Raw genomic sequence first — 19,628 nt, forward strand, 5'->3', positions numbered from 1 at the left:
CCTCGCTCAGCATCAGTGCAAGTGAATCGTCACGCGCTGGTCACCCTGCACGTCGATGGCGGCATCGTCAAATGCGGGCGGCCCGAAACGGCCGCGAGCATCACGGCTGAAGCCGTAAGGCTCGATGGGAATGCCGGCCGGGTTGGTGCCAAGTTTGCCGTCGTTGTTGGCGTCATGGAAGACCGACAACGCGTAGCGCCCCGCCGGCAGATTCGGATAGACGAAGGTGACGTTGCTGCCAGACACGCTTTCGAGCGCGGCAATGTCAGCGCGGACGGCCGAATCGGGCTTCAGCCAACCGGCGGTGTCGCGGAACATCGCGGCGCGCACCGCGCCTTGACGCCCTTGTGCGCCCTCCACCACGACAGTCAGCGTTGCGGCGGATGCGCTCGCGGCAAGCGTCGTCGCCAGCAAGGCTAGGGCAATGCGCGGCAAAGAAAACATGGCAGTCATGAACGTCTCCTGAGTGGCCGGCGATGCATTGATGGCCGGCGGTCAGGAGGCAATGTAGGCGGGAGCCCCGCCCGCAGTCAGCGAGCATGCGACGAAGGGCGGATGCCGGGGCGCAAACGGTCGCTTGCGGGCGATGAACGCATCACAGAATTCACAGGACATGCACGTCTGACGTGCCAACGAAAACGCCCGCCGGAGTGGGCGGGCGCTGATGGCGTGGGAGGCTAGTGCGGCAAGCTGGACAAACGATGCTCGGCAAGCAGCACGCTGGCACTCAACGCCAGTTGCGGCGAGATGAAGCCCTCGGGCATCTCGATGTCTTCCCAATCGCACACGATGTGACCGGCACGACAGATTTGAAAACGGGCCGTCCAGCGATGATCGTCGCGTTGCAGCGGGTCAACGAAGATGACATGCGCTCCATGTGTCACTTCCTGAATCGCCATTGTGGTTCCCCGTTGTTGGTCGTTGGAAGACCACCTTAGCAAAGGCCCGTGACACAAATCTGTCCGCCGCTCACCTACAAATGGGGGAGGGCGCACCTCAACCGACCAGCGGATCGGGCCGCGCCGACGAGCGCGTTCCCGGCAGCGGATGGTTGTTGGGGCCGTAGTACGTAAACACGGCCGAGAATTTGACCGCGCCCGTTTGGTTGGCACGTGCGGCGTGGAAGGTGTTGCAGTGGAAAAGCAGGACATCGCCGGGCAGCAGCGGCACGGGGCGCGCGGTATCGATCAATGCGCGGTTTTCCGGCAGTTCCTGGCGCAGGAACAGCTTGGCGTCGAACCGGTCGGCAGGCAGGTCAAGCTTGTGGCTGCCTGGAATGACCCACAGACAGCCGTTATCGACGGTCTCTTCCACCAGGGCCAGCCACGACGACACCAGTTCGTTCCGTTCGAACGACCAATAGCGGCTGTCGCGGTGCCAATGCGTGGCGGTGCCAAACGCGGGATGCTTCGTCATCACGCAATTGTGGTGCGCGAGCGAAAGGTGCACGGGGCCACCGATCAGTTGCGCAATCGCGCCGGCTACGCGTGGGTCGCGGGCCCATTCGGTATACGGCGTGCCGCGTGAATCGGCGTCGAGCAGGCGGCGCACTGTCTGGCCGCCCTCGGCGTCGCGCGAAAGGGGGGCGCCGGCATAGCCGACATCGGTTTCCAGCTCCACCGGCGCCGCAGCGCGGGCCAGCCCGTCCTGCGCAGCCGCAAGCAACGCGGCGGTCACCTGCTGGCTGACGAAGCCGCGCAACACGACGTAGCCGTGCTCCTTGAAGAAGGCTTGTTGCTCGTCGGAAAGCGGGTGTGCGTGGGTGGTGGTGGGGGCAGACGCGGACATGGCGACAAGAGCGTACGGAGACGGCGAAAGACAACGAGTGTAACGCGCCGCCGTAAGCGTTGCAGGCCCGACATACGGCGGGCCTGCTCAGGATCAAACGTGGGGAGTGCTGTCCTGCTGGAGCCTTACCAAAACGCCTGCTGGCCGGACAACCGGAAATACTTTGCGATCACCATCAAACCGAGCAGGCGCTCCTGGTCGCGATCCATGAACTGCGCCACCCACCGGTTGGCGTTGCGGACAATCGCCAATGCATCGCCCGGGTATTTCCGGTAATGCTCCATTTTCTCCTGAAGATCGGAATAATCGTCTTTCAGCAGAACATAATGCACGTCGGGAATCAGCCTTCCCTCCATGAACCACGTCTCATACCGGGGCCGCCTCATGAAGCACAGCGAATTGGACGCCATGATCCATTTCAAATTCGTTGCAACGTCATTTCCTTCGACACTGACAATAAACTTATATTGCAATTGCTCTGCAATCGTCATGGGCGATTTGTAAGTCGCTTTCCCAATTTCCGATTTCCGAGTATCGCCGATGTTGACGTGCGGCAGGTCATGGCATCGCGCCACAAAGGCTTGGCGGTGTTCCTGATGGCAAGGGCCACGGAACACCGCCATGGGCTTCTTGTCGTGAAAGTCGATCGTGTCGCGCGCCAGCGAAAAATGCCGGATGGCGTCGAGCTTCAAGAGAATGCCATTATGGGCGCTGCTCTTGATCGGCCGGCTTTTTACGAATGCGGGGTGGGTAGGCTCGGCCGTCACGTCGCCGCAGTCGTAGTCAAAACTGTAGCCCGGGCCGAAATAATCCATCAGATCGACGAGATCATAGAAATAGGTGCTCCCGATTTCACAATCCTTGTCGACAATGGTGCTTGTAGAGGATTTCAGCAGGAACTTCGAATACTCCACGGCATTGCGGCTCGGGTCGAATGTCTCCGAAATCGAGTTGTAATAGCTCAACCGATCGAAGACGTCCTGCATACGCCGCTGGCCAGTTCTACTTTTTAGAAGTCTCTCGGCCTTTCCATTTTTTGTAGCGGGCGCGAGAAAATGGCTTGAGGCATTCGAAAAGTAATACCAGAATTTTCTTGCAGAGACCCTGCTCAAGCGGTATTTGAGATGACGCATGAACCAAAAGATGCCGCGGAAATTAAACTCAGGGCGTCACTTTTCGGGTGAAAGTTCGGAGCCCATGTACAGAATAGGTGGCGCTTGAGCCACTTTTGCATGCCGCTGATGCACGGTGTCGCCGATCACGCTTGCCCTTCAGACAGCGCGGCGGCCCGGTGATGCTTCGCATCGGCGGCGGCCCTCACTTTACCGTAAGAATCTTGCAACTCATTCCAATTGTGGCCAGCAGGCCGCCGGCTTCCGTACAGAGCCCGTTGCCCGCCGCATGACCGTTGTCATGGCGTCACACTTTTCAGCCACCCCAGGCTGGAGCGCTTTTCCCTCCGACGGCATTAAAGACACGGGCAGGCGTGCGCCCGCCCGCCTTCGTGTTACTGCACGTCCAAAGCCGTTACGGTCAATGCACCGTTCACTTTATCGGCGATAAATCGCACTTTGCTGCCGACCGCTACCTTGGAAAGCATGGCCGGATCCTGGACGCGGAAGACCATCGTCATGGGCTCCATGCCCAGGTTGTCGAGCGGGCCATGCTTGATGGTCAGCTTGCCGGCAGCGGTGTCGATCTTCTTGATCTCGCCTTCGGACATGGGGGCGGCAGTGGTGGCCGCAGGTGCGGAAGCAGCATCCTCAGCTGCGTGGACGAACGGTGCGCCGGCCAGCAGCGCAGTCAGTATCAGGGCGTGACGAAACATGTTGGGCTCCTTGTCGAACGAGATGGTTGGGGAGGGGTCAGGACTTGTTGCCGCGCACCTGCACGGCGCCGCGCATGCCGGCCTCGAAATGGCCGGGCTGCAGACAGGCAAATTCCACCGAGCCGGGGCGCGTGAAGCGCCAGACGATCTCGCCGCGCTGGCCTGGGTCTACGGTGACGGCGTTGGCGTCGGCATGCTCCATCTCGGGGTGCCGGCGCATCTGCTCGGCGTGGGCAACGAGGTCGGCCGGCGTGCCCAGCGTCATCTCATGCCGTACCTGGCCGCTGTTGACGACTTCGAAGCGGATGGTCTCGCCGCGCTGAACGCTGATCTGCGCGGGCGTAAAGCGCATGGTGTCCGCCATGTCGACGCGCACCGTGCGCGTGATGCGGGCGGCGTCGCCGGGTTCACCGATAGCGGCATCGCCATGGTCATGCCCGCCGGCGTGATCGCCGGATGCGTGTGCAATGGCGGCCATCGACATCAGCGCGGCCAGGAAGGTGGAACGGATCAGATTGCGTTGCATGTTTGGTCTCGGTCTACGTTTCGTACGGGATGTGGATTCAGCATCGATCAGTCGTCGATGCCGGTGCCGGTGTATTCGTAGGCGACGGTGCCCTTCGGGTGCTTGTACCAACCGGGGTCGGCGTAGCTGTTGCGCGGCAGATCGCGGCGCACCTTCATCACGGTGAACATGCCGCCCATTTCGATGGCGCCGAACGGGCCCTGCCCCGTCATCATGGGCAGCGTGTTGTCGGGCAGCGGCATTTCCATCTCGCCCATGTCGGCCATGCCGGCCTGGCCCATGCCCATGTAGTCGGGCACCAGCGCGTTCATCTTCTTGGCGAGGTCTTTTTGCTGCACGCCGATCATGGTCGGCACGTTGTGCCCCATGGCGTTCATCGTGTGGTGCGACTTGTGGCAGTGGAAGGCCCAGTCGCCGGGGTTGTCGGCAATGAACTCGATGGCGCGCATCTGGCCCACGGCAATGTCGGTCGTCACCTCCGGCCAGCGTGCGCTTGGCTGGACCCAGCCGCCATCGGTGCCCGCCACTTCGAACGTATGGCCGTGCAGATGCATCGGGTGGTTCGTCATGGTGAGGTTGCCCATGCGGATGCGCACGCGGTCGCCCAGACGCACGGGCAACGGGTCGATGCCGGGAAAGACGCGGCTGTTCCACGTCCACATGTTGAAGTTGGTCATCTCGGCCACGCGCGGCGTGTAAGAGCCGGGGTCGATGTCGTACGCGGCGAGCAGGAAGACGAAGTCGCGGTCGACGCGATGCTGCGCCGGGTCTTTCGGATGCACGACGATAAAGCCCATCATGCCCATCGCCATCTGCACCATCTCGTCGGAATGCGGGTGGTACATGAAGGTGCCGGACTTCTTCATCTCGAACTCATAGACGAAGGTCTTGCCGGTTGGAATGTGCGGCTGCGACAGGCCACCCACGCCGTCCATGCCGGCGGGCAGGATCATGCCGTGCCAGTGCACCGTGGTGTGCTCGGGCAGCTTGTTGGTGACGAAGATGCGCACGCGATCGCCTTCCACGCATTCGATCGTCGGGCCGGGGCTCTGGCCGTTGTAGCCCCAGAGATGGCCCGTCATGCCCGGTGCAAATTCGCGCTCGACGGGCTCGGCCACGAGGTGGAACTCCTTCCAGCCGCCGCGCATGCGCCACGGCAGCGTCCAGCCGTTGAGCGTGACGACGGGGTTGTAGGGCCGGCCGTTGGGCGGCGCAAGCGGCGGCTGCGTGGCGGGCTTCGATTGCAGCGGTGCTTCGGGCAGCGAGGCCGCGCCGGCGCGCGAGACCATCGCTGCGCCCAGCATGGCCGCGCCCGTGCCGCCGAGAAATTGACGTCGGGAAACCATGTTCAATGTCCTTGAGGAGGGTTCGGCGCTGTGGTGGCCGCATTCGCTTCAGCCGGCGGCAGCTTGCCGCCCAGCGCCATCTGCAAGTCAGTCTGCGCAATCCAGTAACCGCGCAGCGCGTCGATGTAGCCGTTCACGGCATTCACCTGCTCGCGCGCATCGGCCAGCAGTTCGAACACGCTCACGAGCATGCCGTTGTAGCGCAGTAGCATCTCGTCGGAGATGCGCTTGCGCACGGGCACGACCTCGTCGCGGTAGTGGCGCGTGAGGTCATATGCGGTCTGGTAGCGCACGTACGATTCACGCACTTCCGAACGCGCACGCACGGCGGTGTCGGCAAGCTGGTCGGCCACCTGCATGTAGATCGCCTGCGCGCGCGCCACGCGGGCACCGCCCCAGTCGAACAGCGGGATCTCGATGCTGATCTCGTAGCCCGTTTCACGTGGCTCGTTGGATTTGCTGTTGCGCACGTAGCCGAGATCCAGCACGTTGATGAAGCGCGTGGCCTGCGTGAGCCCCAGCGACGATGCCAACCCCTCGACCTGCAACTTGCCCGCCTGGATATCGAGCCGGTTGCGCAACGCATAGGCTTCGATCTGCTGCAATTCGGGGCGATCCTTGGGTAGGTCGGGCAGCCGTTCCGGCAGCTTGAAGTCGGTATCCGCGCCCCACACACCCAGCAGGTGGATCAACGCTTCGCGCTCGGCCTGCGCCTGCTGCCGCGAGCGCGCCAAGGTGGCGGTGGCCTCTGCATAGAAAGCGTGCTCACGCGCGCGATCCAGCTTGCTGAAGTTGCCCGCAGACGCCAGGCGCTTGGCGAACTCGGCCCCGGCTTCGGCAGCTTGCTGAACCTGCTCTGCATAGCGTGCAGATTGCTCCGCAGCGACGGCATTAACGTATGCGCGGCGTGTCTCTGCGGCCACCTGCAGCATCTGATTGGCGACAAGCAGCTTGGTCTGTTCGAAGTAACGGCCTTCGATGCGCATGGCCATCGGCAGCGTCAGCAGGTTCAGGAACGACAGCGAGAACGTGCGTTCGATCGACACGTCGTCGCCGCTGCGCGTGCGCTTGAAACTGAAGCCGGGATTCGGCAGGCGGCTGGCCTGCACGAGCGCGGCTTCCGAGAGCCCCAGCTCCGCATACGAAGCCTGCAGGCCACGGTTGTTCAGTAGCGCGATCTGCACGGCGCTGTCCATCGTCAGCGGCTGGGCCAGCAGCTCGCGCGTGCGTTGCGCGGCGCTGTCGCGTGCTTCCGGTGAACGCTGCCAGGTGGCGTCCTTGCCCAGCCGGTCGCGCGCCACATCGGCAACGGTCTTAAAGCCGCTGTCTTGCGTGATGGTGGCGCAGCCGCTCAGCAGCAGCGTGCCCGCCAGCGCGCACAGGGCGAGTCGGCGGTTGGAGAGTTTGAGCATGGCGCCGCCTCAGTGGTGGTGCATGCCGGGCATGGACTCGCCGGCAGGCTTGTTGGAGGAGGCAGCCGGCGCGCTCGCGGGCATGCTGTGCCCCGCGTGGCCGCCATGCGCGGCGCCGCCCGGCGTAGGGCCCACGGCTGCGTTGGTCTCGCGCCAGGGCGCAGGACCGGTATCGCGATACGCGTGGTAACTGTCGAATGTGCGCGGCACGGCGACGGCCGGCACGGCGACGGCCGGCACAGCGGCGTCCGCGTTCAGGGGATCAGGCGGAGATGCCGCCGGCGCAGATGCGGCGCCCTGCGCGACTACCCATGGCGGCACCAGCGCCAGCAGCGCGGCGGCTACGAACCATCGTTTGAAAAGCATGAGAAACCTCGATCAGGCGTGATGACGTACGGCCGCATGCGGTGCATGGAGCCGTCAAACCAGAGGCCAGCCCGTTCTATGGACGGACTGGTGGCGTCAAGCGCGAATCGAGGGTGGACGTTGCAGCGCTTCGGGAATGAAGCTGCGGAAGGAAACAGCCAAGCCACGCGGCGCAGCGGCCGGCAGCTTGATCAGCGGCACGCCAAGGCTGGCGGCCAGGGGAACGACCGAACCCAGCGAACACGTCGCGCAGATCGGGCAGGTCTTGCAGTGCGACTGTGCCGGCGCTTTCGACTCGGCACCGGCGGCCATGGCGTCTTCGTGCTCATGGCAGGCATCGGATATGACGGTAGCGTCATCCGGCGTTGCCAGGGCAACCATCGCATCGTCCATGGCACCGCCGCGCGCCATCATGGCCGTCGCGGCAAACCCTTGCAGGGGCAGTGCCAGGACGACCAGCCAGAGCAGGAGGCGGGTCAGCAATCGGTGCATGGAAAACAGGAGGGCCTGAAAATCATTTGCGGCGCAAACCGGTAGTGTAGCGCGATGCCATCAAATTTCACGCAATGCAGCACAACGTGCGTCGCGCACGGCACAATGGCTGCCTGCTGCGTACCCATTTCTGCGCACCCTGCTTTCCCCATCATCCCTGCTTCAACGCCCCATGAATACGCAATCCCACCAGCTCAGCATGACCGTGCTGATGACGCCCGACATGGCCAATTTTTCCGGCAACGTACACGGCGGCCACATCCTCAAGTTTCTCGATCAGGTCGCGTATGCGTGCGCGAGCCGCTATGCCGGCCGCTATGTCGTGACGCTGTCGGTGGACCAGGTTGTGTTCCGCCAGCCGATTCACGTGGGTGAACTGGTGACGTTCCTCGCGTCGGTCAACTACACCGGCCGCACGTCGATGGAAATCGGCATCAAGGTGGTGACGGAGAACATCCGCAACCAGGTCGTGCGCCATACCAACAGCTGCTACTTCACGATGGTGGCCGTGGACGACGACGGCAAGCCGGCCGACGTGCCGCCGCTGGTGCCCGCCAACGCCGAAGAACAGGAACGCTTCGAAGCCGCGCAGCAGCGCCGCGCCCTGCGCCAGGAAATGGAAGCCCGGCACAAGGCGATCAAGGCAACCTACGGCCCGTCCGGCACGCGCAACTAAGCGCGCGTTGAAATCGGCAGTGCCGCGACACCCCGCGTCGCGCCTGCCTGCCTACGCAGTCAGCAAGGAACTGCGAGCCGCGTGGTATCGCGGTCGCGCATTGTTATCCACAGGCTTACCCACTGTTTCTGTGGATAACGCGCGCAAGCCTCAACGCGGCTTACGGTTGCGGCAGCCCGTGCAGAAATGCAAGCACGGCCGCATTGAACAACGCGGGGCGCTGCAACGGAGCGAAATGGCTCACGCCCGGCAGCAACACAAACTGCGCATCAAGAAGGGTCCTCGCCAAATAGTGTGCGTGCTCGGGCCGGATGAACTCGTCGTGTTCGCTCTGCACGATCGTCACCGGCACGCGCGTCGCGGCAAGCTCCGCGGCCGTGGCGTTGGGTTGCGTCTGCATCATTTCGGTGACGGCCGCGACGAATGCATCGAAATCGTCGGGCGTGGATGAGAGCGCGGTGTAATCCTTTCGATGGCGCTCGAAGCAGCGATCGATGACGGGCGTGGGCGAAAAGGGCTTGGCGCCGGTCGGGTCCATGTTGCAGCCGAAAAAGAACACGCCCGTGGCGCGTTCCGGCGTCTGCATGGCGAGGGTGAGCGCAACGCAAGCGCCGTCGCTCCAGCCGATGAAGGCGGCGCGGTCGATGTGCAATGCATCCATGACGGCCCGCACGTCGGAGGCCATGCGCGTGTAGGCGTAAGGCTGCGCATCGCGCGTGCTGCGGCCGTGCCCACGGCTATCGATGACGATGGGCCGGTAGCCCGCGCTCATGAGTGCCGGCACCTGATTGCCCCAATTGCCGCTATGGCCGAGCCCGCCATGCAGCAGGATCACAGGCATGCCGGCGCCGAACGTGGCATACCAGATGCGGGCGCCGTCGTGTTCGACATGTCCCTCCTCAAGGGCGGCCGGCAGCGGTGCAGCACCGTGGGCCGCAAACCGGGACAGATCGTCGTCGAAGGGGCCCATGTCAATCAGGTATCACGCCGTGTAGCCAAGCGCCGCGAACTGCTGCTTGAACCACCAGTAACAGAGCGCCGCAGCCGCCGCAAAAATGGCCACGAGCACCCAGCCAAGTGGCGTGAGGCGCTTGCGTTCGGCGTCACGATAAGCCAGCTTGTCGCCGCCTGCCAGAAACGCCAGCCCGAACACCAGACACCCCGGCACCAGCACCATCGCCTTGAGCGAGTAATGCACCGTCGGCGCGCCCGCCTGCGCCTGATGCAGCGGGCCAAGGATGAAGAACCATCCGATCACCGCGCCGAGGATGAGCACCAGCACGCCGCCCAAGCGAGTCTTGAGGTCTTGAGACATGGAAGTTCCGAGGGATGGATTGGCCAGCGCCACATCGGCGCCAGCGTGATCCCGCGAGGATAGGGAAGCCCCATCGGCCATGCAACTTGTGTTAAGCCCGTTAACACAGGCCGCCATTCCGCGTCGGACTAGCGCGCCGCTTCGTCTTCGATCTGGATGCCCAGTTCATTGAGCACTTCGCGCGCGGATCGAAAGGCCTCGATGGCCGCTGGCGCGCCGGCATAGATGGCGCTATGCAGCAGCACTTCGCGGATCTCCACCGCCGTTGCACCGTTGTTGATGGCGCCGCGCACATGGCCCTTCAGCTCAGTGCTGCGGCCCAGGGCGGCCAGCATCGCGCAGGTGCACAGGCTGCGCGTCTTGAGGTCGATGCCGTCCCGCTGCCACGTGCTGCCCCAGGCGTGCTCGTTGAGCCAATCCTGCAGCGGCGCCGAGAACGCATCCAGCCCGCTCATCGCGCGTTCCACGAACGCGTCGCCCATCACCTGCGCGCGGCGTGCGCGTCCGGCCTGCTTGTCTTGTTCCGACACGATGCCCTCCTCCGTTCTGAAAGAAACAGTCAATCAGGCTGGCTTGACCAGCAGCATCATCAGCGCGGTACCCAGCAGCACGGCGCAGAACGCCAGCCGCAGACGCCGCGCTGAAAACCGATACGCCAACGCCACACCCCACGACACGCTTGCAATTCCACCGGCCGCCAGCGGAATGCCTGTACCCCAATCCACATGGCCGGCATGCGCATACGTTGCCAGTGCGATGAGCGAGCCGGGCACCACCAGTGCGAGGGCCATGCCCTGGGCGCGTGTCTGCGGCATACCGAAGAACGTCACGAGCGCCGGCACCACCACGAGCCCGCCACCCACCGTGAAGATGCCCGACATCGCCCCGCTGGCAACGCCCATCAATGGCAAGGCTGCGGCCGGCATGGCGCGTGGGGCAGCGTGCGTGGCATCACCGGCATTCGGCTTCTCTTTGAGTTGCGAGGCAAAGTACACCGCCAGCGCGATCAGGAATACGGCAAATGCCGTATGCAGCAGATGAGCATCGAGCCCCGCCGCAAAACGCGCGGCAACGTAGGTCGCCGCCATCGAGAACACGCAGATCAGCGCGACAGAACGCAGATGCACCGGATGCCGCTGGTGATACCGCCAGAAACCGATCAGCACATTGGGCGCAATCATTACCAGCGCGGTGCCCTGCGCCAGGTGCTGGTCCATTCCGTACAGGTAGCCGAGCACAGGAATGGCGATCAGCCCGCCGCCAATGCCGAGCAAACCGCCTGCAACGCCAAGGCCCATGCCGAGCAGCAAATTGACCAGACCCGTGAGAACCGCGTGAGACGCCATGCCGACAAGAAAGGAGGGACGAGAAACAAACGCGGCGGCGCGCTGTATCTGCTACAGCGCGCCGCCGGAAGTGAAGCTCAGATTGTAGCGCCCGCCGTTACGCCGGGGTCTCGGCAAGGTGCGCAGCGAAGCCCGATTTTCCGGGTGCGATTCCGTCCCGCAGCGTGAGCGCCGGAATCTCGTAATCACCGGCGTTCTGCCGCCGGAACGGGATCGGCGCGGTGGTGAACAAGGTGTCGAGTCGCTCGCCCAGCGCGCGCGTCGTCTGTGCAAAGCGCGCCTCGTCCATGCGGCCGGTGCGGTAGCTCACGAACGGCGGCACCACATCGAAACCGGGGTAGTACAGGATGCCGTGCTGGATCGGAAACAGGATGTCGTCGATCGGGCCGTTGATGCCGCGCGGGCTGTAGTGCGACTCCCACCCGCCCGTCGTCACGATCAGCATGGCGCGTTTGCCGGCGAGTGTGCCTTCGCCGTAGCGGTCGCCCCAGTGGGTGTCGGAGTGCTCGCCAACGCCATAGGCGAAGCCATACGCATAGACGCGCTCGACCCAGCCCTTGAGGATGGCCGGCATCGAAAACCACCACAGCGGAAACTGCAGGATCACAGCGTCGGCCCAGCGCAGCTTGGTTTGCTCTGCGGCGATGTCCGGGGACTGCAGGCCGTTCTCGAAGGCGTACTTGGAATCCAGCGACGGGTCGAAACGCGAACCCACCGGCGCGACAGTGCTGTCGCTGGCATCAAGCACGGCCTTCCATTGCATGGCGTACAGATCCGATACCTGCACGGTGTGCCCGGCGGCCTGCAGACGCTGGACGGCAAAGTCCTTGAGGGCACCGTTGAGCGACTTGGGTTCAGGATGGGCGTAGACGATCAGGACATTCATGGCGGCAGCTCCAAATGAGGAATTGGCTCCAGAATGCGGTTCGCCCAGGTATATTGGAAATGAATTGTTCATATTCCAGGCATAGGCATGAATAATCTTAGACGGTTGGACCTGAACCTGCTGGTGACACTTGATGTGCTGCTGACCGAGCACAACGTCACGCGTGCGGCGGAGCGGCTGAACTTCTCGCAGCCTTCCGTGAGCGTGCACTTGGCCAAGTTGCGCGCCATCTTCGGCGACCCGCTTTTGCTTCCGGGCCCGCGCGGTATGCGCCCCACGGCGCGCGCTGAAAGCCTGCGCGAGCCCCTGCGGCTGGCGCTGGAAGCACTGGAGCAGGCGGTCGCGCCCGCCAGCCCGTTCGACCCGGCACACGCTACCAACACGTGGCGCGTGGCCGCCACGGATTACGGCGAATCCACCATCGCGCTGCCGGCGCTGAACACGCTGCGATCAAACGCGCCGGGCACGCGGCTCGCCATACTGGAGCTGGTCCCTACTCGCCTGGAAAAGCAAGCGGAGCAAGGGGAGATCGATCTCGCGTTCCACACCACAGACGCCGCGCCACCGGGCCTGCGCCGCCGTACGCTGTTCACTGAACGCTATGTGCTGATCGGCCGCGCGGGGCACCCGCGCCTGAAGCGCAAGCCCACACTGGCGCAGTTCTGCACGCTCGATCACGTGATCGTGTCGCCCGATGGCGGTGGCTTCTTCGGCGTGACAGATGAAGCGCTGGCGGCAGCCGGTGCCACACGACGCGTCGTGCTGTCGGTGCCGCACTTCCTGTTTGTGATGACAGCGGTGGCGAGCACTGACATGGTCGCCATGCTGCCCGAGCGGCTCGTGCGGGGCGCCAGCGCGCTGCAGGTGGTCGAACCGCCGGTGGAGGTGCCCGGCTATGAGATGTCGATGCTGTGGCATGAGCGCGTGCATCGAGACCCCGGACATCAGTGGTTGCGGGATGTGATTGCAGGCGCGGTCTGAAGGACCGCGCCACCGTTCCCCTATTTGCACTGCTGCTTCTTGATGGAGACCTCCTCCAAATCGGCGGCGGTGTAAAGCGCCGGCACGTTCGGGTCGCCGGCAGCCGTCATCGCCGCGTTCAGGTTCGCCAGTGCCTGAAGGTGGCCGGCCTCGCCGCTTGCAAAGCGCTGCTGCTCCGATTTCGATGCGCCGTACATGCCGTTGCACAGCAGCGCCTTGCGGAAGATTTCCAACACCGCGATCCGCGCAAAGTATGTCTCGCGCCGCTCCGACGCAGTGGCGGGCGCGTGGTTGATCTTGGCGTAGTGGTTGGTGCACTGCGTGCCGAGAATCGGGTACGCCTCCTTGATGCCGTCACAGGAAGCAACCTTCGCCGGCGGTGCAGCCAATGCGGCCGCGGCCGCCAGCGATGCGATCAGGGACACCAACGCCAGCAGCGCGATGCGGATGACGGGCACATTCGAGCGGATGTTCATTGCAGGTTCTCCTCAGTCAGATACGTGAACAAAAAACGCAGCGGCAACCGGTAGCGCTGCGTGAACTGACGATACGGGGGAGGTCTGTGGCGGCGGAATGCACCAGACGTTCTGGCGCAGGCCAGGGGAAACGCGGCACGGGAGAAATGGGCCAAGCCGCCCCACGTGCATTTGACGGCGACGGTTGATTGCCATGGCAACGCGCAACGTGGGCTGCCCACAACGCTTCATGCGGCTGCCAGCCCGTTTGCGCAATCTCCGTTTGCCGGGCTGGCGCGGCCCCGGTAGAGTCTTTCCCCAATGGGTTCACACCCAGAGGTCTGGGCAAAACCGGAGTGATCCGGCGACGCAAAGCTATAGGGACTTCGCTGGACGAAGTCAGCCAGTTGCCCGCCAACCCGCAACGGGAGCGGGCCTGATGACACACGCAAAGAACGGCGTGGTCGGGGGCACATCATGAAAACGATACAAACGGGGGGGCGTTCGCCCGCATCCGCCACGCTGGCCGTGGCATCGCAAACGGGCAACGCAAAGCGCAGGTTCGCGCGGGCCGCCTATGCCGCATTCGCCCTGGTGTCCGGCGCGCTGATGGGCGCATCGCATGCCAGCGCTGAAGGGCTGCTGGTGCCGTCGTACATCTATCCGTCAGGCACAGGCGCAACGCAGTGGAGTGCGCTGGCCACAGCGGCAACGTCGGTACCCACCACGGTCATCCTCAACCCGAACAGCGGCCCGGGCACCACGCAGGATGCCAACTACGTTACCGCCGTCGCCAAGGTCCGTGCCGCAGGCGGCAAGGTGATCGGGTACGTCTCCAGCTCGTACGCCAACCGGTCGTTGTCGGCCGTGGTGCAGGACATCAACACCTACCAGGCGCTGTACCAGGTCGACGGCTTCTTCATCGACGAGATGACCGCCGACAGCACGACCGCGCACATCCAGTTCTATCAGTCGGTCTACAACTACATCAAGGGGTTGTCGCCCAACTACACGGTCACAGGCAACCCGGGCACCAATGTGCCGGAGATCTACGCCAGCCTGCCGGTGGCAGACCAGCTCGTGGTGTTCGAAGACAGCGCCAAGCACTACGCCAGCTATGCGCCGTTGGCGTGGCAGGCCAACTATCCGAAGGCGCGCTTTGCGCACATCGTCTACGCTGCGTCGGCCACGCAGATGCAAACTTTCGTTCGCAACGCGTCAGGCAAGGGCGCTGCTGCGGTGTTCATCACGAACAAGACGTTGCCGAACCCGTATGGCGCGCTGCCGAGTTACTGGAGCCAGGAGGTGTCCGCCACGGCCGTTGCCCCGTGACCGCGCGGGCGTGACGCACGCCGCATGTGCGGGCTGATGCTCCGCACATGCTTTATATTCGGGCCACACCACATCCCCCCTTCGCCGCCTGCCGGCGTTGAGGCAACAACAAGGAGAACCCCGTGGCCCTTTCTTCCAACAAGCTGCCCCCCTGGACTGTCGCCGCCCCGCTGCTCGCGTGGGTGGTGCTGGTCGGCGGCTCGTTCATGACGCCCCCCGGCTGGCTCATCGCACTGATGGCGCTGGCACTGGCGGGGGCCGTCTTCGCTGCCGTCCACCATGCCGAAGTCGTCGCGCACAAGGTGGGCGAGCCCTTCGGCACGCTCGTCCTGGCAATCGCCGTGACCGTGATCGAAGTGGCGCTGATCGTGTCGGTGATGCTCTCTTCCGGGCCGGAGAAAGCAGGCTTGGCGCGCGACACCGTGTTTGCCGCGGTCATGCTCATCTGCAACGGCATCGTGGGCGTGTGCCTGTTCGTGGGCGGCCTGCGCCACCGCGAGCAAGCCTTCCAGGCGCCGGGGGCCACCGCCGCGCTGGCCGTGCTGGCTGCACTGGTCACGCTGACCATGGTGCTGCCCAATTACACGAGTTCCACGCCGGGGCCGGTCATGACCTCGTCGCAGTTGGCCTTTGCCGGCGTCACATCGCTGGTGCTGTACGGCTGCTTCGTCATCGTGCAGACCATCCGCCACCGCGATTACTTCCTCGTCGACAGCGCCAACGAAGACGTGCATGCCCCGCCGCCGCCAGCACGCGTGGCTGCGCTCAGCGCAGTGTTGCTGATGGCGTCGCTGGTGGCCGTCGTGGGGCTGGCGAAGGTGCTGTCGCCTTCGGTGGAAGCCGCCATCCTGAATGCCGGCGCGCCGCCCGCAACGGTCGGCATCGTCATCGCCGCGCTGGTGCTGCTGCCGGAATGCCTGGCCGCTCTGCGCGCCGCCAATGCAGATCGCATTCAGACCAGCCTGAACCTCGCGCTGGGCTCGGCGCTGGCGAGTATCGGCTTGACCATCCCGACCGTGGCCGCCGTGTTCATCTGGATCGGCCGCCCGCTCGAACTGGGCCTGGGCCCCAAGGAAATGGTCCTGCTGTTCCTCACGCTGATCGTGTCGTCGCTCACGTTGGGCAAGGGCCGCACGACCATCCTGCAAGGCGTCGTGCACCTGGCGATCTTTGCGGCGTATCTGTTTCTCTCGATCGTGCCCTGAGCAAGGCGCACGATCGCAGGTCGATGTATGGGGCGCCGGATAGGCGCCCTTTTTTTGGCGCCACGTCAGGCGCTACTGCACCGGCTCCATGCTTTGCAGCAACGTGGGAATCAACTCCGACACCGTCGGGTGAATGTGCATGGCGCGGCTGATGGTCGTGTACGGCGCCTTGGCATACATCACGTCAAGGATCGAATGCACCGCCTCGTCGCCGCCCACACCGAGGATCGACGCACCCAGGATTTCGTGCGTCTGCGCATCGACCACGACGCGCATGAAACCCTGGCTCTCGCCCTTCTCCACCGCACGGCCAACGCGCGTCATCGGGCGGTTGCCGACCAGCAGCTTGCGTCCTGATTGCTTCGCTTCCGAGAGCGACATGCCGACGCGCGCAAGCGGCGGGTCGATGTACATGGCGTACGCCTGAATGCGGTCCGACACCTTGCGCGGATCGTCGTCGAGCAGATTGGCCGCGACGATCTCGTAATCGTTGTAGGCCGTGTGCGTGAAGGCGCCGCGGCCGTTGCAATCGCCCAGGGCCCAGATGCCGGGCACGTTGGTGCGCAACTGATCGTCAACGACAATATTGCCGCGCTTGTCGGTTTGCACGCCGGCCTTGTCGAGGCCCAGATCGTCGGTATTGGGCACGCGCCCGACAGCCATCAGCAGATGCGAGCCCGACACCTCGCGCGCGCCGCTGCCGCACTCCAGGCCGACCACCACGTTGGCGCCGTCGCGTCGCACGCTCAGGCAGTCGGCGTTGACCTGCACGTCGATGCCTTCCGCTTCCAGAATCTCGCGCACCGCCTGCGATACGTCTTCGTCTTCGCGCGCGATCAGGCGCGGGCCTTTCTCGACAATCGTCACGCGCGATCCGAAGCGGCGGAACATCTGGCCGAACTCGAGCCCGACGTAGCTCCCGCCGATCACGACGAGGTGCTCGGGCAGAAAATCCACGTCCATCATGGTGGAGTTGGTGAGGAACGGCACCTGGTCGAGCCCGGGCATGGGCGGCACCAACGCCCGACCGCCGACGTTGATGAAGATGCGCTCGGCTTCGAGCAGTGCGTCGCCAACGCGCACGGTGCGCGCGCTTTCGAAGCGGGCATGGCCCTGGAAGACCGTGCAGTGCTCCAGGCCGCGCACCCATTGCTCCACGCCGTGGCTGGAGCGGCCGGAAATCTCATCCTTGCGGGCCTTCACGCGCTGCATGTCGACGGTGACACCGCCGTCGATCATCACGCCGTATTCGGCCGCACGCTGGGCCATGCGCGCTGCATAGGCGCTGGCCACCATGGCTTTCGTGGGGATGCAGCCGGTGTTGACGCACGTACCGCCAAAGCGGCCGCGCTCGACGATGGCGACCTTCATGCCGGCACCCGACAGGCGCGCCGCCAGCGGAGGGCCGGCCTGGCCGGTGCCGATGATGATGGCGTCGAAGCGTTGCGTCATGGCGCTCTCCTTCGTGTGGTTGCCGACGGCAGCCGTCTCGCTATGGTAGGCGGCGCACGTGGCAACGGCGAGTCGCGACGACCGGTTTTGCCGACCGCGCCGTCGCCGGAAGGAAAGCAAGAAAGCGGCCGGTGCGCTCAGTGGCGAGCGCACCGGCGCATCAGATCAGTGGTGGTGATGGTGCTTGCCGTGGCGACGGTAGCCGCGGCCGCGGTCGTCGCGGTCGGAGTACGAATTGCGCTGCACGTTGCCGCCCAGTGCTGCGCCCGCACCGCCACCCAGGCCAGCGCCCACGATGCCGCCCGTGTGACCGCCCATGGCGTTGCCTGCAGCCGCGCCCACGCCGCCGCCCAATGCGCCGCCCACGATGGCGCCCTTGCGCTCGCGGCCGTTGGCCGTCAATGCGCCGCCCGCGCCGCCGCCGATCGCCCCGCCGATCACCGAGCCGGTCTGCCCGCCGAGTGCGCCGCCCACGGCCGCACCGCCAGCGCCACCCAGCGCGCCGCCCAGGGCATTGCGCAGGTCATCCGCCGCTGCGGGCAAGGCCGTCAGGCCGACGAGCGTTGCCACAATCAGGGCCGGTGCAATTTTCTTCAACATGGTGTTCTCCTTATGCGCAAATGCAGGATGCGGCACTCGACTCAACAGTGAGGGGCCGATCCGGGCTCGATGAGTTCGGGGCGGAGAATACAAGTCGCGCATCAGGGCGGGTTAAACACATTCGTCAATCTCGTAACAGAATGTTGCTAGTTCGAGCCCATCCGTAAGCCGTTGATAAGACAGACAAACACGAGAACAGGAGAACCCATGCCCAGCTACATCGCCTTCCTGCGCGCCGTCAACGTGGGGGGCACCGGCAAACTGCCCATGGCCGAGTTACGCGCGATGTGCGAGTCGATCGGGCTGACCGGCGTACGCACCTACATTGCCAGCGGCAACGTGGTTTTTCAGAGCCGGCTGGCCGAAGCGACCATCAAGGCGAAGCTGGAACGCTGCCTGGAGGACTACGCCGGCAAACCCGTGGGCGTGCTTGTGCGCACGGGCGCCGAATTGGCAGCGGTGTTGGAAGGCAATCCGTTCAAGACGGCGGCGCCCAACCGGACGGTCGCGATCTTCCTGGATACACCGCCGCCCGCCGATGCGTTGGCCGCCGCCACCGGCCTTCGGACGGAAGAGATGGCCCTGGGCACCCGCGAAATCTACGTCCACTACGGCGACGGCATGGCCGATTCCAAACTGAAGATCCCCGCCGCCAAGACGGGGACGGCGCGCAACATGAACACCATCGCCACGCTGGTCGACTGGGCGGCCGAATAGCGGCGCTCAGCGCCGGTCATTGCGCTGTCGACTTGCGCTTGGTCATGTGGTGAAAATACGCCAGCAGATCGTTGAGCTGCGCATCGGACAGCGTCTTCTCGTCGATGGCCGACATGCGTGCGTTGGGCCACCAGCGCAGGGATTGCGGATCGCGGATCAGGTGGCGCAGTTTCTCGTCGCCGAGGTATTCCACCGGGCTGTACGGCACGTTCAGGTCGGGGCCCAGGTTGGCATCGCCAGCGCGATTGAGCGTGTGGCACGAAAAGCAGACGCGCTGGAACGTGGCGAAACCGCGCATGACCGGGCCGTCTGCGGGCAGCCCCGCGGCGGGCCGGATGGCCGCGAAGCGCTCGCCCGGCAGCGCGGCCACGTCAATGCGCACGATGCTGTACGTCCACAGGCTTTCGTTCACGAGCGACGCCTTGGCCGGCGGCGCCGTCCAGATCAGCCGGAACGGGCCAATGTCCTGGCCCTTGAGCGTCGGCCACGGTGCGGCAGGGTCTTCCACGGCCAGCCAGGCGCGCGGGCCGTCCGCGCGATCGCCGAGCAGCAAACGCATCGGCAGGTGCGAAACGTAGCCGTCGCTGGCGGCGGTGGTGGCACTGGCGTCGGGGCTGATCGTCTGCCCTTGGAACAGCGCCGTCACCGGGATCGCCTTGAAGGTCAGGCGGCGCTTCAGGTTCTGGTCTTCCACGGTCACGCTGGTCAGGCGTGGATCGTGCAGCAATGCCTCGCGCGACAGCGTGCGGTGCTCGGTGCCGATGTTGACGGTCAGCGTCGCGCCGTCATCGGGGGCATCGGCTGCATGGGCGGCGCTGCTGAACGCCACGCATGCGCAGAGCGTCCATCCAGCGATCGTCGCAAGCCAGTTCTTCATGGGGTCTCCTGTCGGCAAATCGGGCCGG

The 19,628-nt window shown here is 64.7% G+C and carries 24 protein-coding genes and 1 riboswitch; of the genes, 5 read left to right on the top strand and 19 right to left on the bottom strand.

Annotated features, from left to right (window positions below):
• Positions 1-12: 12 nt before the first annotated feature.
• The 10 genes from N511_RS0111725 to N511_RS0111770 all read right to left on the bottom strand — a co-directional run bounded on the left by N511_RS0111725 (position 13) and on the right by N511_RS0111770 (position 7,758).
• Positions 13-453, bottom strand: coding sequence for a DUF2141 domain-containing protein (locus N511_RS0111725; protein WP_027679465.1), 441 nt, complete (start codon positions 451-453; stop codon positions 13-15).
• Between the two features lie 224 nt (positions 454-677).
• Positions 678-899 carry a hypothetical protein gene (locus tag N511_RS0111730; protein WP_027679466.1) on the bottom strand — a complete coding sequence of 74 codons (222 nt, stop codon included), beginning with the start codon at positions 897-899 and terminating at the stop codon, positions 678-680.
• 97 nt (positions 900-996) lie between these two features.
• Positions 997-1,788 (bottom strand): phytanoyl-CoA dioxygenase family protein, encoded by a 792-nt coding sequence (locus tag N511_RS0111735; RefSeq protein WP_027679467.1) that lies wholly within the window; start codon positions 1,786-1,788, stop codon positions 997-999.
• 125 nt (positions 1,789-1,913) lie between these two features.
• Positions 1,914-2,774 carry a glycosyltransferase family 90 protein gene (locus N511_RS0111740; protein ID WP_231479609.1) on the bottom strand — a complete coding sequence of 287 codons (861 nt, stop codon included), beginning with the start codon at positions 2,772-2,774 and terminating at the stop codon, positions 1,914-1,916.
• A 521-nt stretch (positions 2,775-3,295) separates the two neighbouring features.
• Positions 3,296-3,616, bottom strand: a complete 321-nt coding sequence (locus tag N511_RS0111745; RefSeq protein WP_027679469.1) for a copper-binding protein — start codon at positions 3,614-3,616, stop codon at positions 3,296-3,298.
• Between the two features lie 37 nt (positions 3,617-3,653).
• Positions 3,654-4,142: a cupredoxin domain-containing protein gene (locus tag N511_RS0111750; RefSeq protein WP_027679470.1), complete on the bottom strand. Its 489-nt coding sequence runs from the start codon at positions 4,140-4,142 to the stop codon at positions 3,654-3,656.
• Positions 4,143-4,189: 47 nt separating this feature from the next.
• Positions 4,190-5,488, bottom strand: a complete 1,299-nt coding sequence (locus N511_RS0111755) for a copper oxidase (protein ID WP_027679471.1) — start codon at positions 5,486-5,488, stop codon at positions 4,190-4,192.
• A 2-nt stretch (positions 5,489-5,490) separates the two neighbouring features.
• Positions 5,491-6,900 (bottom strand): TolC family protein, encoded by a 1,410-nt coding sequence (locus N511_RS0111760; RefSeq protein ID WP_027679472.1) that lies wholly within the window; start codon positions 6,898-6,900, stop codon positions 5,491-5,493.
• A 9-nt stretch (positions 6,901-6,909) separates the two neighbouring features.
• The gene (locus tag N511_RS0111765; RefSeq protein ID WP_027679473.1) at positions 6,910-7,266 is read right to left on the bottom strand and encodes a hypothetical protein; all 357 of its coding nucleotides are present in this window, start codon (positions 7,264-7,266) and stop codon (positions 6,910-6,912) included.
• A 96-nt stretch (positions 7,267-7,362) separates the two neighbouring features.
• Positions 7,363-7,758, bottom strand: coding sequence for a DUF2946 family protein (locus N511_RS0111770; RefSeq protein WP_027679474.1), 396 nt, complete (start codon positions 7,756-7,758; stop codon positions 7,363-7,365).
• Positions 7,759-7,930: 172 nt separating this feature from the next.
• Between N511_RS0111770 and N511_RS0111775 the strand changes: the two genes are divergently transcribed.
• Positions 7,931-8,434: an acyl-CoA thioesterase gene (locus N511_RS0111775; RefSeq protein WP_027679475.1), complete on the top strand. Its 504-nt coding sequence runs from the start codon at positions 7,931-7,933 to the stop codon at positions 8,432-8,434.
• Between the two features lie 160 nt (positions 8,435-8,594).
• On the opposite strand, the gene N511_RS0111780 is transcribed toward N511_RS0111775, so the two are convergent.
• The 5 genes from N511_RS0111780 to N511_RS0111800 all read right to left on the bottom strand — a co-directional run bounded on the left by N511_RS0111780 (position 8,595) and on the right by N511_RS0111800 (position 11,981).
• Positions 8,595-9,404 carry an alpha/beta fold hydrolase gene (locus tag N511_RS0111780; protein WP_027679476.1) on the bottom strand — a complete coding sequence of 270 codons (810 nt, stop codon included), beginning with the start codon at positions 9,402-9,404 and terminating at the stop codon, positions 8,595-8,597.
• Between the two features lie 12 nt (positions 9,405-9,416).
• Complete coding sequence (locus tag N511_RS25515) at positions 9,417-9,749, bottom strand: hypothetical protein (RefSeq protein ID WP_231479610.1); 333 nt, start codon at positions 9,747-9,749, stop codon at positions 9,417-9,419.
• A 128-nt stretch (positions 9,750-9,877) separates the two neighbouring features.
• Complete coding sequence (locus N511_RS0111790; RefSeq protein ID WP_027679478.1) at positions 9,878-10,279, bottom strand: carboxymuconolactone decarboxylase family protein; 402 nt, start codon at positions 10,277-10,279, stop codon at positions 9,878-9,880.
• Between the two features lie 33 nt (positions 10,280-10,312).
• Positions 10,313-11,095 (bottom strand): sulfite exporter TauE/SafE family protein, encoded by a 783-nt coding sequence (locus tag N511_RS0111795; RefSeq protein ID WP_027679479.1) that lies wholly within the window; start codon positions 11,093-11,095, stop codon positions 10,313-10,315.
• Positions 11,096-11,192: 97 nt separating this feature from the next.
• Positions 11,193-11,981 carry an NAD(P)H-dependent oxidoreductase gene (locus N511_RS0111800; RefSeq protein WP_027679480.1) on the bottom strand — a complete coding sequence of 263 codons (789 nt, stop codon included), beginning with the start codon at positions 11,979-11,981 and terminating at the stop codon, positions 11,193-11,195.
• Between the two features lie 87 nt (positions 11,982-12,068).
• Here N511_RS0111800 and N511_RS0111805 point away from each other — a divergent pair, with 87 nt between their 5' ends.
• Positions 12,069-12,962 carry a LysR family transcriptional regulator gene (locus tag N511_RS0111805; RefSeq protein ID WP_027679481.1) on the top strand — a complete coding sequence of 298 codons (894 nt, stop codon included), beginning with the start codon at positions 12,069-12,071 and terminating at the stop codon, positions 12,960-12,962.
• Positions 12,963-12,982: 20 nt separating this feature from the next.
• Here the strand turns inward: N511_RS0111805 and N511_RS0111810 are convergent, their stop codons facing one another.
• The gene (locus N511_RS0111810; RefSeq protein WP_027679482.1) at positions 12,983-13,438 is read right to left on the bottom strand and encodes a hypothetical protein; all 456 of its coding nucleotides are present in this window, start codon (positions 13,436-13,438) and stop codon (positions 12,983-12,985) included.
• Positions 13,439-13,751: 313 nt separating this feature from the next.
• Positions 13,752-13,832: riboswitch (cyclic di-GMP riboswitch) on the top strand.
• 62 nt (positions 13,833-13,894) lie between these two features.
• On the opposite strand from N511_RS0111810, the gene N511_RS0111815 reads away from it, so the two are divergent.
• Together N511_RS0111815 and N511_RS0111820 are read left to right on the top strand one after the other, a co-directional pair.
• Complete coding sequence (locus N511_RS0111815; protein ID WP_027679483.1) at positions 13,895-14,749, top strand: spherulation-specific family 4 protein; 855 nt, start codon at positions 13,895-13,897, stop codon at positions 14,747-14,749.
• A 122-nt stretch (positions 14,750-14,871) separates the two neighbouring features.
• On the top strand, positions 14,872-15,954 hold the full coding sequence (locus N511_RS0111820) for a calcium:proton antiporter (RefSeq protein ID WP_027679484.1): 1,083 nt from the start codon (positions 14,872-14,874) through the stop codon (positions 15,952-15,954).
• Between the two features lie 72 nt (positions 15,955-16,026).
• Here N511_RS0111820 and N511_RS0111825 read toward each other — a convergent pair whose 3' ends face one another.
• On the bottom strand, positions 16,027-17,406 hold the full coding sequence (locus N511_RS0111825; protein WP_027679485.1) for an FAD-containing oxidoreductase: 1,380 nt from the start codon (positions 17,404-17,406) through the stop codon (positions 16,027-16,029).
• A gap of 165 nt (positions 17,407-17,571) precedes the next feature.
• Positions 17,572-18,006 (bottom strand): hypothetical protein, encoded by a 435-nt coding sequence (locus N511_RS0111830; protein ID WP_027679486.1) that lies wholly within the window; start codon positions 18,004-18,006, stop codon positions 17,572-17,574.
• A gap of 207 nt (positions 18,007-18,213) precedes the next feature.
• Between N511_RS0111830 and N511_RS0111835 the strand changes: the two genes are divergently transcribed.
• Positions 18,214-18,723 (top strand): DUF1697 domain-containing protein, encoded by a 510-nt coding sequence (locus N511_RS0111835; protein WP_027679487.1) that lies wholly within the window; start codon positions 18,214-18,216, stop codon positions 18,721-18,723.
• Positions 18,724-18,739: 16 nt separating this feature from the next.
• Here N511_RS0111835 and N511_RS0111840 read toward each other — a convergent pair whose 3' ends face one another.
• The gene (locus tag N511_RS0111840) at positions 18,740-19,600 is read right to left on the bottom strand and encodes a c-type cytochrome (RefSeq protein ID WP_027679488.1); all 861 of its coding nucleotides are present in this window, start codon (positions 19,598-19,600) and stop codon (positions 18,740-18,742) included.
• Positions 19,601-19,628 lie beyond the last annotated feature (28 nt).

Source organism: Ralstonia sp. UNC404CL21Col (assembly GCF_000620465.1).
GTDB classification, from domain to species: Bacteria; Pseudomonadota; Gammaproteobacteria; order Burkholderiales; family Burkholderiaceae; genus Ralstonia; species Ralstonia flatus.